Genomic DNA, 13,608 nt, shown 5'->3' with positions numbered 1-13,608 from the left:
ATAAGCTCGCCGTGTCCGCCGCGCGTCGCAATGGCGGCTCATGGTGAATGGAGAGAGCAGTCTTGTCCGCGCTTTTGCCGGTGGCAGTCCTCAGTGCCACCCTGGTCGCGCTGTTCGGCGTGGTCCTGCCCCTCCTCCTGCTCGGGCCCGTCCTCGCCTCGCGCACCCGGCCGCAGCCGCAGCAGCTGCTGTTCGCCGTGGTGCTGCTCATCCCCACGGTGGCCATCGGATCGGTGTTCCTGGGATGGTGGGCGGTCGCCTGGCTGGGCCGGTACGACGTGCCCGCCCCGGAGCTGACCGGCATCGCGCTAGTGGTGGCGGCCGTGGTCGGCCTGATGGCACCACTACGCCTGCCCGGCGGGTCGGGGCCGTTCTGGCTCAAGCCGCTGCTGGGCCTGGCGTCGGGCGTGCTCGTGCCCATGTCGATGATCTGGAGCCTCGAGGCGGGACTGCACGAGCTGGCCGCGGCCGGGATCGGCCTGCTGGTGCTGATCGTGCTGGTGGTGGTCTTCCGGATCATCGCGAAGCCGATCGCCGACCGGCGCCGGACCAGGCAGGTGCGGTCGTCGGTGCGGCGGTTCCAGGGGCAGCTGGTGGACGTGGCGGACGCGGCCTGGAGCCTCTCGAGCGCCCGGGGCGACGCGAACCGGATCGTGCTCACCTACAACGGCGAGTCGGACGGCAAGCAGATCGGCGCGGCCCTGATGCTCAAGCGCGACATGGAATGGGTGCCGAAGGCCGAGGAGAACCGGTCGGCGGTGTTCGAGCTGTCGAAGGGCCTCAACGGGCAGCCGACCGAGGCGGTCCTGGCGCAGCAGCGGATCGGGACCCCGGCGACGCTGACGATGCGCATCCCGGGCACGACGATCCTGTCGATCCGCGAGACGGTGGCCGACTCGCTGTCGTGGGTCGAGTTCATCGGGAAGCTCGAGCTCACCGACGCCGACGACCTGATCGAGCGCCGGTTCCCGAGCGCGAACAAGAGCTGAGAACGCGGAAGCGGCGGCCGGGAGACCCGGCCGCCGCTTCGGCGTCGTTCAGTGGGTGTTGCTCTGGGCGGCCTCGGCGAGCATCCGCAGGCCGGTGATGATGCCGCCGGCCAGCTGCCCGGCCCCGAAGGCGGCCTCCATGGAGAAGACGACGAGGGCCGCGGAGCGGTCCGGGATCTTCTCCTGGGCGAGCTTGCCGGTGACGATCTCCAGCTGCCGCTGCTCGGGCGAGACGGCCACAAGGACCGAGCGGTCCGGCTCGGCGAGCCGCTCGTGCAGGGCCTCGGCCGCGCCCCGCACCGGGTCGTGCAGCGGGCCGACGTAGACGCTGTAGTGCAGGCCGCCGCCGTCGCGCTCGGCCACGGACAGGGCCTCGTCGAGGTGGAGGAGCTCCTTGACGTCGAAGGGGCCTTCGAGGACGGCCGGCTGGACCTCCTCGGGGCTCTTGTCGACGCCCTCCACGATCGCGATCTGGCTACCACTTGCCATGCGAGCCTCCCTTGGGTCCACTGGCGACCGATTCGGCGTGCGGGGACTCGATCTCGGCCGCGCCGCCGTGGGCGCTCTCGGCCACCGCGCCGTTGCGGGCGACGAACCACACGGGTTTGAAGTTGTAGGGCTCTCCCGCGCGATAGCGGGACTGCGGCCTCGGGTGCCGCAGGAAGACCACGGCGAAGACCGCGACCACAACCAGGATCGGGGCGCCGAACAATATCAGCAAGTCCTGGAACGTCATGTTGCTCCCCTAAATACAGGTACAGGGTGACTCTGCAAACTTACGGCTGGCAAGCGGGCGCCGTGACCACGCCCCTCAGACTAATCCAATTACGCCCCTCACATCGCCGCAGGTGGTAACTCCGTGCGGTCGGTCGCACGGCGCCCGATCCCGTTGGGGCGGGCGCCATCGGGCACGGAAAGGGCCCGCCGGCCGCGATGGCCGACGGGCCCCTCCGCCCGATGGAGTCCTCTAGGAGAGCCGGGCGCGCTCCTTTCCGTGGCGCGGGAGCCATGCCTCCCATGCGGGGTCGGGGCGCCGTTGCCCGCGGAAGCCGCGCAGCTGCCAGCCGGAGGGGGGCCGGGGCGCCCGGGGCAGCCGCCACCCGAGCTCGGCGAGGGTCTTGTCGCTTTTGCGGTGGTTGCAGGGGGCGCACGCCGCCACGACGTTGTCCCACGTGTGGGTCCCGCCGCGCGAGCGGGGCATCACGTGATCGATGGTCTCGGCGGAGGAGCCGCAGTAGACGCAGCGCCAGTCGTCGCGCGTGAACACGCCGCGCCGCGAGGGGCTCGCGCCGACCTGCCGGGGTATGGCGACGTAGCGTTTGAGGCGGACCACCGAGGGGACGGGGATGTGCATGGTTTCGGAGCGCAGAAAACCGTCACCAGGAGTGACGGTTTCGGCTTTGCGGGTGAGCAGCAGCACTGCCGCCCGCCTCACTGGTATCACGCACAGCGGCTCGTAGCTCTGGTTCAGGACGAGGGCCGAGCCCAGCGTCGCGGCATTGTGCGCGAAGAGATTCGGGAGCACCCCTGGGGCAGGGTCATCGCCGGCGAGCGTACTCCTATGTCGAGGACCTATCACGGTGTCGTACCTCCAAGCCATCGGTCTCGTCAAGTTTGACCTAAATCTCAGAAAATTGCACCCTGGTTCCGTGGGATCTTGAATGACGAGCGAATATCGTCTGTGCGAACCGCCGGTGGCGACGACCTGCGAGGACCGGGCGCACCGCCGGTGCCGGAGACCTGAGAAGAGACGAACGTGGAACTGCTTGCCGAGTCCGGTGAGACCTCGCCCTGCGACGCGGGGTTCAACTCCTGCACGCTCCTGTGGAACATGACCGGGAACCGGGAGTTCTCCATCGACACCGGCCTGGTGCTCGACAAGATCGGCCAGGTGCTGATCATCGTGCTGGCGGCCCTCCTGCTGCGGTGGATCGTCAACCGCTCGGTCGCGAGGATCATCAAGCAGGTCACCACCATCAGGGGCCCGCAGTCGATCGCGGACCTGGCGGACAAGCTCGGCTCCTCGAACTCCCGGCGCGAGGAGCTCATGGGCGACCGGTCGGCGGCGCGCGCCGAGACGCTCACCGGGGTGCTCCAGCACGTGGCGAGCATCGTGATCTTCGCCATCGCGTTCATGCTGGTGCTGAGCGCGTTCAACGTGAACCTGGCCCCGATCCTCGCCAGCGCGGGCATCGCGGGCATCGCGATCGGCTTCGGCGCGCAGAACCTGGTGCAGGACTACCTGGCGGGGATCTTCATCCTCATCGAGGACCAGTACGGGGTGGGCGACATCGTCGACGTGGGCGACGCCTCGGGCACCGTCGTCGACATGGGCCTGCGGGTCACGACGCTGCGGTCGCTGGACGGGACACTGTGGTACGTGCGCAACGGCCAGATCCTGCGGGTGGGGAACTCGAGCCAGGGCTGGGCGTACGTGGTGGTGGACACGCCGCTGCCGCCGACGGCGGACGTGGACGCGGCCGGGGAGAAGATCGTCGAGGTCGCCGAGGCCTTCGCCGCCGACGACGAGTGGCGCGACCACGTCCTCCAGGAGCCGGAGTACCTCGGTCCGGTCTCGGTCACGATCGACGAGATCAAGGTGCGCCTGGGCGTGCGGACCCTCTCCGACCAGCAGTGGGCGGCGGGCCGGGAGCTGCGCAGGCGCATCGCCGAGGCGCTGCGGGAGGCGGGGATGATCGACCTGGCCGCGGCCGGGCGGATCTACGTGCCGCGCGGGGCCGCAGGGGGCCCGGGGACGGCCCCGTAGGTGATGTGCGGCCCAATCGGTGTGACGCGCGCCTGATCGGCTTCCCAGCGGGGGCCGCGGTTGGCACGATTGACAGATGCCTAGTGACAGCCCGCGGGCCGTCGTGCCGATCGCCGCGAAAGTGGCGGCGCCGAACGGCCAGTCCGCCCCCCAGTCCTTCTACGAGGCCGTGGGCGGCGAGGAGACCTTCCAGCGACTCGTCGACGCGTTCTACGCCCAGGTCGCCGACGATCCGATCATGCGGCCGATGTACCCCGAGGAGGACCTCGCTCCGGCGGCGCGCCGCCTGAAGATGTTCCTCGAGCAGTACTGGGGCGGCCCGCACGCCTACTCCGAGGAGCGGGGCCACCCGCGCCTGCGGATGCGCCACGCGCCCTACACGATCGGCGAGCGCGAACGCGACGCCTGGCTGCGGTGCATGCGCCACGCGATGGACGAGGTCGCCCTGCCGGCCGAGCACGACCAGGCGATGTGGGAGTACATGGTCCGCGCGGCGGACTTCATGCGGAACGCATGAAGCATGGGCGCAGTATGCGGAACGCATGAAGCGTGAGCGCAGTATGCGGAACCCATGAAGCATGAGGGCAGTACGCGAACCCGGTGAAACGTGACCGCGGTACGCGGACCCGTGAAGCGCTGGCGCACTGTGCGGATCCAGTGAAACGTGAGCCCATCGCGCGGAACCCATGAAGCGAATCATCGACGAACGGGTCCGGCCCGACCGCTCAGCGGTCGGGCCGGACCCGTTCGTCGCACCCGGCGGCTCCGCCGCCGGTTCAGGGGGCTACGGCGAGCACCTGACGACCACTTCCTGGTAGAGCTCGGTGAGCTCGTTCTGGTAGTCGATGTACTCGTCGGTGAAGATCTCCTCGAGGTTCTCGGCGTTGGGGTCGATGTCGCCCTCGAACTCGAGGCTGTCGTACGCCTCGAAGGCGGTCTGGCAGGCCTCGTAGTCGTCGGCGGTGAGCTGGAGTCCGGCGAGGTCGCTCACGAGTTCGCTGTTCTCGGCTTCGAGCTCCTCCTCGGCGGCGAGCAGCTCCTCGATCTCGGCGGCGCGCGCGTCGGCCTCGCCGGCGGCCTGGGTGTACAGGTACGCGAAGGTGCCGGCGACCAGGGCGACCACCGCCAGGGCGATCGCCAGGGTGACGACCCCGGCCTTCGAGGGCCTGCGAGGGAGGGGCGGCGCGGGGAGCGCGCCGGTGGGGATCGGCCCGGTGGCCATCGGCGGCGGGGCGGCCGCGGGCGGGGGCGTCATGAACGCGCCCTGAGGCGGGGCGGGAGGGGGCGGCAGCTCTCCCGGCATGGGCGAGGGGGCGGGACCGGCGGGCGGCGCCGCGGGGAACGCGGGGCCGCCGGTGAGGGCGGTCTGCGGGCCGCTCGCCGGGGCCTGGGACGCGGCCGGAACGGCGGTCGGGGGCACGGTGGGGGTCCCGGCAGGAGGCGGGGAGGCTGCGGCCGCGGCGGGCCCGGGACTCGCCGAGGCGGCGAGGGCTTCGGCCGTCGGCGGTCCGGCGGGGTTTTCGGCCGTGGGCTGAGCGGGGTTCTCGGCCGCCGGGGGCTCGGCCCGCGGGGTCTCGGGGGTCGGGAGGGTCATGGGCGCTCCTGTATTCACTTAATGAAAAGGGAACTCACATATTACCCGCCATCCGGTGGCCGCGCGGTCCGGTTTCGTTCGGCACAGGGTCGTTTCCGCAGGTAATGGTCTCTTTTTCAGCGAACCGGACCGAAATCGACCGGGCAATGGGGATGATCGAGTCGCACCGGAACGAGAACGGGGCCGGACCGCTGTCGCGGTCCGGCCCCGTTACGACGGTGCGTCTAGAGCAGCTCGCCTTCGAGCCACTCGACGAAGGTGCCGGAGATGGCGGTGCCGCAGTCGATGAGCTCCTCGAGCAGGGCGGTGGTGATGCCGGGGCGGACGGGGACCTGGATCTCGCCGAAGACCGGGAGCGCGCCCGATTCGGTCGGCTCGCCGAGGTAGGCCTTCAGGAAGCGGCGGGTGCGGTTCCACTCGTTCATGGCGGCGTAGCCGCGCTCGGCCCACTCGCGGGGGACGGTCTGGTAGGCGCGGGCGCGCAGGACCAGGATGTCGGCGTCGGGGCCTTCGGCGCGGACCTGGACGATGTGACGCTCCCAGAGGGCGACGATGCCGCCGTTCTCGTCCACCAGGTAGCGGATGTCGAGGTTCTTCAGGGACGCGATGATGCGGTCGCCGTCGAGCGGCGAGGCCTCGTCGCGGGCGTCCGCGGCGATCTGCTCGAGGTCGCTGATGAACTCCGGGTCGATCTCGGCGAGGTCCTGCTTGATGAGGTGCCAGCGCTCGATCTCGGAGATCTGCTCCTCCTCGGGGCCGAGGAGGAGCTGCTCGGCGGTGAGCTCGTGCCGCAGCTCACGTGAGGCCAGGCCGACCTCGACCTCCAGCTCGGCGCTGTCGGTCTCGGGGGCCCCCTCGCGCTGCTCGGCGCGCGGGGTCGGGACCGCGCTGGGCTGGCTGCCGCGCGCCTGGGCGCGTTCGGCCGAGCCGCCGAGTTCGCTGTCGGTCTCGGTGATCGAGTCTTGCTGCGCGTCGCGTTTTCTGCTGCGCCACCATGCCATGGTGTTGTCCGCCTTCCCACCCAAAATGCGAATCACTGGCAATGCTTGGGTACTTCGTTGGCATTCCTGTTTGGCTGAACCATTGGTTGTGGTTGGTAGTGCTTCGCCGGGCAGTGCCAAGTTACGTCGCGTTGCAGGGAGCAGACTAGGGCTCGACACCGACTTGGCACAACCGTCAGCCAATCCTGACCAAAAGTATGAACCGTCGAGCGTTTGTTCGCAGGCCCCTTCTGGGTACTGTCACCGGTTTCATATGTATCAGAACGGGAAGGGCCGTCCCATCCTCCGGACGTCGGCAATGCGTCACTGAACAGCGGGTCGCGTCACAATGCGATCACTCAGAGGAGCGGGAGGCCCCGGTCGCGGTCCCAGACCGCGCCGTAAGTGGCGGCGAGGCCCACGCGGCGGCCCGCGCTGAGGACGCGGACGGGGTCGTCGGCGAGGAACCCCATGCGGCACAGGGCCGCCACGAGCCGGACCTCGACGGACCAGGTCGCGCCCCCGTGTTCGACGCTCAGGGCCACGTGGTCGAGCATGGCGTCCCGCAGGCGCCGGTCGCCGACGCCGTGGCCGCGCCGCTCCCGCAGGGCCGCGGCGGCCTTGCGGTCGATGTCGGCGACGTCGGCCGCGGGCACGGTCTCGACGGTCGTCCAGGGCCGCTGCGGCAGCCTGCCGCGCCACGCGGCGGCGGGGCGGGGCGCGCCGGCGCCGGCGGCGAGGTCGCCCGCGCGGTGGACGCCCTCCAGCGGCTCCCAGTGCTCCCCCGCGTCGCGGACGGCGAGGGCGCCGAAGGGCAGGGCGGCCCAGAGCCTGCCGTCGCGGACGAGCACGGGGGCGTCGGGGTCGAGCCGGGCCACGCGGGCCGCGAAGGCCGCGTGGTCGCCGGCGGTGGTCGCGTCGTTCATCGCGGGGTCGGCATCAGCCGGTCCACTGCTCGAGGAACGCGCGCTCGGTCGCGGTGATGCGCCGGGGCCGCTGGGTCTCGACGTTGAACGGGACCATGACGCTCTTCGCGCGCAGGGCGAGCTTGTCGTCGGCGCTGAGCTCGTACGCGAACGTGAACGAGGAGTTCCCGATCCGGTCGATCCACAGCTCCACGGCGGTCTCGGCGGGCACCGTCACCGGCAGCAGGAAGTCGACCTCGTGGCGGGCGACGACCACGCCCCGCCGGAAGCCGGAGACCCCGGCCTCCTCGGCGGCGGTGAACATCATCGCCACCCGCGCCTCCTCGAGCAGGACCATGAACTTGTTGTTGTTCACGTGCCCGAAGGTGTCCATGTCGGACCAGCGCAGGGCGACGTCGACCTTGAAGCGGGCCACGGCTAGTCCCGGGTGAGCTTCCGGTGGGTGACGCGGTGCGGCTTGGCCGCCTCAGCGCCGAGCCGGTCGACCTTGTTCTTCTCGTAGGACTCGAAGTTGCCTTCGAACCAGAACCACGCCGGCTCGCCGGTGGCCGGGTCGCCCTCCCAGGCGAGGATGTGGGTGGCGACCTTGTCGAGGAAGGCCCGGTCGTGGGAGATGACCACGGCGCAGCCGGGGAACTCCAGGAGGGCGTTCTCGAGGCTGGAGAGGGTCTCGACGTCGAGGTCGTTGGTGGGCTCGTCGAGGAGCAGCACGTTGCCGCCCTCCTTGAGGGTGAGCGCAAGGTTGAGGCGGTTGCGCTCGCCGCCGGAGAGGACCCTGGTGGGCTTCTGCTGGTCGGGGCCCTTGAAGCCGAACGCGGCGATGTAGGCGCGGCTGGGCATCTCGACCTTGCCGACCATGAGGTAGTCGAGGCCGTCGGAGACGACCTCCCACACCGACTTGTCGCCGTCCAGGCCCGCGCGGTTCTGGTCCACATAGGAGAGCTGGACGGTGCCGCCGACGTTGACCTCGCCCGAGTCGGGCTTCTCGAGGCCCACGATGGTCTTGAACAGGGTGGTCTTGCCGACCCCGTTGGGGCCGATGATGCCCACGATGCCGTTGCGCGGCAAGGAGAACGACAGCCCGTTGATGAGGGTGTTGCCGTCGAAGCCCTTGTAGAGGTCCTTCGCCTCGATCACCGTGGAGCCCAGGCGCGGCCCCGGCGGGATCTGGATCTCCTCGAAGTCGAGCTTGCGGGTCTTGTCGGCCTCGGCGGCCATCTCCTCGTACCGGCCCAGGCGGGCCTTGGACTTGGTCTGGCGGGCCTTCGCGTTCGAGCGGACCCACTCCAGCTCGTCCTTGAGGCGCTTCTGGAGCTTGGAGTCCTTGCGGCCCTCCACCTTCATGCGCTCGGCCTTCTTCTCCAGGTAGGTGGAGTAGTTGCCCTCGTACGGGTAGGTGCGGCCGCGGTCGAGCTCGAGGATCCACTCGGCGACGTTGTCGAGGAAGTACCGGTCGTGGGTGATGGCGATGACCGCGCCCGGGTAGGAGGCGAGGTGGCGCTCCAGCCACAGGACCGACTCGGCGTCGAGGTGGTTGGTGGGCTCGTCGAGGAGCAGCAGGTCGGGCTCCTCGAGGAGGAGCTTGCACAGCGCCACGCGGCGGCGCTCGCCGCCGGAGAGGTGGTCGACCGACTCGTCGCCGGGCGGGCAGCGCAGGGCGTCCATGGCCTGCTCGAGCTTGGAGTCCAGCTCCCAGGCGTTCGCGGCGTCCAGCTCCTCCTGGAGGCGGCCCATCTCGGCCATGAGCTCGTCGGTGTAGTCGGTGGCCATCTCCATGGCGACCTCGTTGAACCGGTCGAGCTTCGCCTGGATCGGCGCGACGGCCTCCTGGACGTTCTCCATGACCGTCCTGCCCTCGGTCAGCGGCGGCTCCTGCGCGAGCAGGCCGACCGTGGCGCCCGCGGCGAGCTTGGCCTCGCCGTTCGAGACCTGGTCGATCCCGGCCATGATCTTGAGCAGGCTGGACTTGCCGGCGCCGTTGGGGCCGACCACGCCGATCTTCGCTCCCGGGTTGAACCAGAGGTTGACGTCATCGAGGATGACCTTGTCACCGTGCGCCTTGCGCGCCTTTTCCAGGGAGAAGATGAACTGCGCCACGCTGATCCTTCGCTTTGCGACGAGCTGTACGGAACTGACCGGTACCAATGATGTCAAGCCCGGGGGGCGATCCGCCAATCGGGCCGTCCGCGGTACCGACTGCGTCACCGCGGCCCCCCGGCCACCGGCCGCCGGTAGGCTTGCGGAAAGGAGGAAAACCGAATTGAGCAACGCATCTTTCATTGTCGTGGCCAACCGCCTCCCCGTCGACGCCGTCGTCGACGACGAGGGAAACCGAACCTGGCGCCGATCCCCTGGCGGCCTCGTCACCGCCCTCGAACCCGTTCTCCAGGCCAACCAGGGCACGTGGATCGGCTGGGCCGGCATCGCCGGCGAGGCCCCCGCGCCCTTCGAGTCCGACGGCGTGACGCTGCTGCCGGTCGAGCTCAGCGAGGACGAGATCTTCCGCTACTACGAGGGGTTCTCGAACGCCTCGCTGTGGCCGCTCTACCACGACGCGGTCGAACCGCGCGTCTTCCGCCGGTCCTGGTGGAAGTCCTACTACGAGGTGAACGCCCGCTTCGCGGACGTCTGCGCCGCGGAGGCCGCACCCGGCGCGGTCGTGTGGATCCAGGACTACCAGCTCCAGCTGGTGCCCGGGATGCTCCGCGAGCGCCGTCCCGACCTGCGGATCGGGTTCTTCCTGCACATCCCGTTCCCGCCGGTGGAGCTGTTCATGCAGCTGCCCCACCGCATGGAGATCCTCAAGGGCCTCCTGGGCGCCGACCTGGTCGGCTTCCAGCGCCCGCTCGCGGCGCAGAACTTCCTGGCGCTCACCCGTCACCTCCTCGGCTACCGGCCGCGGGGCCACTACGTCACCGTCGACGACCGGCTGGTGCGCGCCGACGCCTTCCCCATCTCGATCGACACCGCCGCCAACGAGGAGGTCGCCGCCACCGAGCGGGTGCAGCAGCGGGCCAAGGAGATCCGCTCCGAGCTGGGCGAGCCCGAGACGGTCATCCTGGGCGTCGACCGGCTCGACTACACCAAGGGCATCCAGCAGCGCCTCAAGGCCTTCCGCGAGCTGCTGGAGGACGGGCGGCTCCAGGTGCCGAACGCGGTCATGGTCCAGGTCGCGACCCCCAGTCGCGAGCGGGTGGAGCAGTACCGGACGCTGCGCGACCGCGTCGAGCGCGAGGTCGGGCGCATCAACGGCGAGTACGGGCAGGTCGGGCTCCCCGCCGTGCACTACCTGCACCAGTCCTTCGACCGGTACGAGCTGGCCGCGCTGTACCAGGCGGCCGACGTCATGGCCGTCACACCGCTGCGCGACGGCATGAACCTCGTCGCCAAGGAGTACGTCGCGAGCCGCATCGACAACCGCGGCGCGCTCGTGCTCAGCGAGTTCGCCGGCGCCGCAGGCGACCTGCGGCAGGCCTTCTTGGTGAATCCGCATGATTTGACTGATTTGAAAGACGGATTTGTGACAGCGGCGAACGCGACAGCCGACGATAAGATGAAGAGAATGCGCGCGATGAGGCGGTACTTGCGCAAGCACGACGTGAGTCGCTGGGCTCGCAGCTTCCTCACGGCGCTAGGAGTTCCGGAGCGCAGCGCGGCGTACAATCCGGGCAGCCAGCCCGCCGCTGACTGAAATGCGGCAGAGGGACGGGTAGGCACACAGAATCCACAACGACGGTGTTGGAGAGATACGCCACGATGACCGCACCACGCCCTGAGGGCCCCGCGTCCGGAGACTTCAGTTCCTCCGAGGAACTGCGCTCGGCCCTCACCCTGCTCGCACGCGTTCCGCAGCTGCTGATCGCATGCGACTACGACGGCACGCTCGCCCCGATCGTCACCGACCCCTCGCAGGCCAAGCCGATCCCCGAGTCCGTCTCGGCCCTGCGGACGCTCGCGAACCTGCCGCAGACGAAGGTCGCGGTCATCTCCGGTCGCGCCCTGCGCGACCTGGCGGCCCTGTCCCGCCTCCCGTCCGAGATCCACCTGGTCGGATCCCACGGATCCGAGTTCGACGTCGGCTTCACCCGGGCGCTCTCCAGCGAGGACCAGCGACTGCGCGACAAGCTCGTGGCCGAGCTGTCGGCGATCGCCGAACGCTACGAGGGCGTCCGGGTCGAGCCCAAGCCCGCCGGGTGCGCGCTGCACGTGCGGGAGGCCTCCGAGGCGGACGCGGCCAAAGCGGTCGACGACGTCCGCGGCGGCCCCTCCACCTGGGACGGCGTGCAGACCACCGAGGGCAAGGCGGTCATCGACCTGTCGGTGGTCACCACCCACAAGGGCGACGCGCTCGACAAGCTCCGCCACCAGCTGGGGGCCTCCGCGGTCCTGTTCCTGGGCGACGACGTGACCGACGAGAATGCGTTTGCGCATCTCCATGGCCCGGACGTCGGCGTCCGGGTCGGCGCGGGACCCACCCGCGCGACCTATCGCATCGGCGACCCCGAGGACGTCGCGAAGCTCCTGGCGGGCCTGGTCGACACCCGCCGCGCCTGGCTCCAGGGCGAGTCCGCGCAGCTCATCGAGCGCCACACCATGCTCGCCGACGGCGCCAACCACGCCCTGCTGACGCCGGACGGGCGCGTCACCTGGATGTGCCACCCCAAGCCCGACTCCGGGTCGGTCTTCGCCGACCTGCTCGGCGGCGACCACGCCGGGCACTTCACCGTCCAGCCGGTCAACGCCGGCATCCCGCTCGGCCAGCGCTACGTGGCCGGCACCATGTCTGTCGAGACCCGCTGGTCGGGCCTGTCGGTCACCGACTGGCTCGACTCGACCCCGCGCCGCCGCGGCGACCTCAACGCCACGGTCCTGGTCCGCGAGATCACCGGCGAGATCCCCGTCCGGATCACCTTCGCGCCGCGCCCGGAGTTCGGGCAGCTGCCCGTGCAGCTCCAGCCGGTCGGCGACGACGGCCTCAAGGTCCTCGGCGGCCGCGAGCCGATCACCCTGCGCTCCCCCGGCGTGGACTGGCACATCGAGTACGACGGCCAGCACTCCCTCGCCGTCGCCACGGTCGACCTCGCCCAGGCGGGCGGCTCGCTCGTGCTGGAGATGCGGGCCGGCATGGACGACCTCCAGGAGTGGACGCCGCCGGTCAAGGTCCGGCGCCGCACCACCGAGGCCGGGTGGCGCAACTGGTCCGACTCGCTCAAGCTGCCGCGCGTGGAGACCGAGACCGTGGGGCGCTCGGCCCTGACGCTCAAGGCCCTGTGCTACCAGCCGACCGGCGCGATCCTCGCGGCCGGGACCACCTCGCTCCCCGAGGAGCTGGGCGGGGTGCGCAACTGGGACTACCGGTTCTGCTGGATCCGCGACGCGGCGATGACCGCGAACGCCCTCGTCGACCTCGGCTCGCTCCAGGAGGCCGAGTCGTACTTCGAGTGGGTCGCCGGGATCATCGACCGCACCGCGGGCCACCCCGAGCGCCTCGCGCCGCTCTACGACATCGAGGGCCAGCCGCCCTCGCCCGAGGCGATCATCGACACGCTGCCCGGGTACGCCGGGGCGCGGCCGGTGCGCATCAACAACGCCGCCTCCAACCAGGTCCAGCTCGACGTGTTCGGCCCCGTGGCGATGCTCATCGAGGCCGTGGCGCAGCGCCGCGGGCACCTCTCGGAGTTCGAGCAGCAGATCATGGGCAGCATGGTCGAGGCCGTCGCCAAGCGCTGGCACGAGCCCGACCACGGCATCTGGGAGGCCCGCCAGGCCCCCCGGCACCACGTGTACTCGAAGGTCATGTGCTGGGTGACGGTGGACCGCGCGCTCAAGGTCGCCGAGCAGTTCGGCATGGAGTACGGCCAGGACTGGCCCGAGCTGCGCGACCAGATCGCCCGGAACGTGCTGGAGCTGGGCTGGAACGAGGACGTCGGGGCCTACACGGCCGCCTACGGGCACGACGACCTCGACGCCGCCTCGCTGTGGATCGGGCTGTCGGGCCTGCTGGCCGCCGACGACCCGCGCTACCTCAAGACGGTCCTGCGGATCGAGGCCGGCCTGCGCTCGGGCGCGGCGGTCTACCGCTACCACCGCGACGACGGCCTGCCGGGCACCGAGGGCGGGTTCATCATCTGCGCCGCCTGGCTCGCCGAGGCGTACCTCCAGGTAGGCCGCCGCACCGACGCCGAGGAGCTGTTCGAGCAGATCCTCGCGTGCGCGGGCCCGACCGGGCTGCTGCCGGAGCAGTGGGACCCCATGGCCGAGCGCGGCCTGGGCAACCACCCGCAGGCGTACTCGCACCTGGGCCTGATCCGGGTCGCGAACCTGCTGAACGGCCCGACCGGACACATCTGAG

The 13,608-nt window shown here is 70.4% G+C and carries 13 protein-coding genes; 5 read left to right on the top strand and 8 right to left on the bottom strand.

The window, feature by feature from the left end; genetic code table 11:
- The first annotated feature begins 80 nt into the window (after positions 1 to 80).
- A complete protein-coding gene (locus LO763_RS17020; RefSeq protein WP_230786486.1) occupies positions 81 to 989 on the top strand; it encodes a hypothetical protein in 909 nt (302 codons plus the stop codon).
- Positions 990 to 1,037: 48 nt separating this feature from the next.
- Here LO763_RS17020 and LO763_RS17015 read toward each other — a convergent pair whose 3' ends face one another.
- From LO763_RS17015 to LO763_RS17005, 3 genes are all read right to left on the bottom strand, one after another.
- Positions 1,038 to 1,478 carry a DUF5130 family protein gene (locus LO763_RS17015; protein WP_230786484.1) on the bottom strand — a complete coding sequence of 147 codons (441 nt, stop codon included), beginning with the start codon at positions 1,476 to 1,478 and terminating at the stop codon, positions 1,038 to 1,040.
- Positions 1,465 to 1,725, bottom strand: a complete 261-nt coding sequence (gene ctaJ, locus LO763_RS17010; protein WP_230786482.1) for an aa3-type cytochrome oxidase subunit CtaJ — start codon at positions 1,723 to 1,725, stop codon at positions 1,465 to 1,467. The genes LO763_RS17015 and ctaJ overlap by 14 nt, the downstream gene beginning before the upstream one ends.
- A gap of 231 nt (positions 1,726 to 1,956) precedes the next feature.
- Positions 1,957 to 2,478 carry an HNH endonuclease gene (locus LO763_RS17005; protein WP_369432018.1) on the bottom strand — a complete coding sequence of 174 codons (522 nt, stop codon included), beginning with the start codon at positions 2,476 to 2,478 and terminating at the stop codon, positions 1,957 to 1,959.
- A gap of 267 nt (positions 2,479 to 2,745) precedes the next feature.
- On the opposite strand from LO763_RS17005, the gene LO763_RS17000 reads away from it, so the two are divergent.
- Together LO763_RS17000 and LO763_RS16995 are read left to right on the top strand one after the other, a co-directional pair.
- A complete protein-coding gene (locus LO763_RS17000; protein WP_230786479.1) occupies positions 2,746 to 3,756 on the top strand; it encodes a mechanosensitive ion channel family protein in 1,011 nt (336 codons plus the stop codon).
- Positions 3,757 to 3,832: 76 nt separating this feature from the next.
- Positions 3,833 to 4,273: a globin gene (locus LO763_RS16995; RefSeq protein ID WP_230786478.1), complete on the top strand. Its 441-nt coding sequence runs from the start codon at positions 3,833 to 3,835 to the stop codon at positions 4,271 to 4,273.
- Between the two features lie 267 nt (positions 4,274 to 4,540).
- Here the strand turns inward: LO763_RS16995 and LO763_RS29430 are convergent, their stop codons facing one another.
- The 5 genes from LO763_RS29430 to ettA all read right to left on the bottom strand — a co-directional run bounded on the left by LO763_RS29430 (position 4,541) and on the right by ettA (position 9,353).
- A complete protein-coding gene (locus LO763_RS29430) occupies positions 4,541 to 5,350 on the bottom strand; it encodes a hypothetical protein (RefSeq protein WP_304608844.1) in 810 nt (269 codons plus the stop codon).
- Positions 5,351 to 5,574: 224 nt separating this feature from the next.
- Entirely contained in the window at positions 5,575 to 6,351 is a 777-nt protein-coding gene (locus LO763_RS16980; RefSeq protein ID WP_230786474.1) for a type III secretion system chaperone family protein, read from the bottom strand.
- 338 nt (positions 6,352 to 6,689) lie between these two features.
- Entirely contained in the window at positions 6,690 to 7,256 is a 567-nt protein-coding gene (locus tag LO763_RS16975) for a DUF8185 domain-containing protein (RefSeq protein WP_230786473.1), read from the bottom strand.
- A gap of 13 nt (positions 7,257 to 7,269) precedes the next feature.
- A complete protein-coding gene (locus LO763_RS16970) occupies positions 7,270 to 7,671 on the bottom strand; it encodes an acyl-CoA thioesterase (RefSeq protein ID WP_230786471.1) in 402 nt (133 codons plus the stop codon).
- A gap of 2 nt (positions 7,672 to 7,673) precedes the next feature.
- Positions 7,674 to 9,353 (bottom strand): energy-dependent translational throttle protein EttA, encoded by a 1,680-nt coding sequence (ettA, locus tag LO763_RS16965; RefSeq protein ID WP_230786470.1) that lies wholly within the window; start codon positions 9,351 to 9,353, stop codon positions 7,674 to 7,676.
- 163 nt (positions 9,354 to 9,516) lie between these two features.
- Between ettA and LO763_RS16960 the strand changes: the two genes are divergently transcribed.
- The gene (locus LO763_RS16960) at positions 9,517 to 10,947 is read left to right on the top strand and encodes an alpha,alpha-trehalose-phosphate synthase (UDP-forming) (protein ID WP_230786468.1); all 1,431 of its coding nucleotides are present in this window, start codon (positions 9,517 to 9,519) and stop codon (positions 10,945 to 10,947) included.
- 65 nt (positions 10,948 to 11,012) lie between these two features.
- Positions 11,013 to 13,607, top strand: coding sequence for a trehalose-phosphatase (otsB, locus tag LO763_RS16955; RefSeq protein WP_230786467.1), 2,595 nt, complete (start codon positions 11,013 to 11,015; stop codon positions 13,605 to 13,607).
- Position 13,608: the final 1 nt, after the last annotated feature.

It is taken from the genome of Glycomyces amatae, assembly GCF_020991375.1.
Lineage (GTDB): Bacteria > Actinomycetota > Actinomycetes > Mycobacteriales > Micromonosporaceae > Glycomyces > Glycomyces amatae.
This window is presented reverse-complemented; position numbering and strand designations above follow the sequence as displayed.

Bases quoted from the DNA above. Each gene is read 5' to 3' on its own strand.
- LO763_RS17015 (WP_230786484.1), bottom strand. From the start codon at position 1,478: ATGGCAAGTGGTAGCCAGATCGCGATCGTGGAGGGCGTCGACAAGAGC.
- ctaJ (WP_230786482.1), bottom strand. From the start codon at position 1,725: ATGACGTTCCAGGACTTGCTGATATTGTTCGGCGCCCCGATCCTGGTT.
- LO763_RS16995 (WP_230786478.1), top strand. From the start codon at position 3,833: ATGCCTAGTGACAGCCCGCGGGCCGTCGTGCCGATCGCCGCGAAAGTG.
- LO763_RS29430 (WP_304608844.1), bottom strand. From the start codon at position 5,350: ATGACCCTCCCGACCCCCGAGACCCCGCGGGCCGAGCCCCCGGCGGCC.
- LO763_RS16980 (WP_230786474.1), bottom strand. From the start codon at position 6,351: ATGGCATGGTGGCGCAGCAGAAAACGCGACGCGCAGCAAGACTCGATC.
- LO763_RS16975 (WP_230786473.1), bottom strand. From the start codon at position 7,256: ATGAACGACGCGACCACCGCCGGCGACCACGCGGCCTTCGCGGCCCGC.
- otsB (WP_230786467.1), top strand. From the start codon at position 11,013: ATGACCGCACCACGCCCTGAGGGCCCCGCGTCCGGAGACTTCAGTTCC.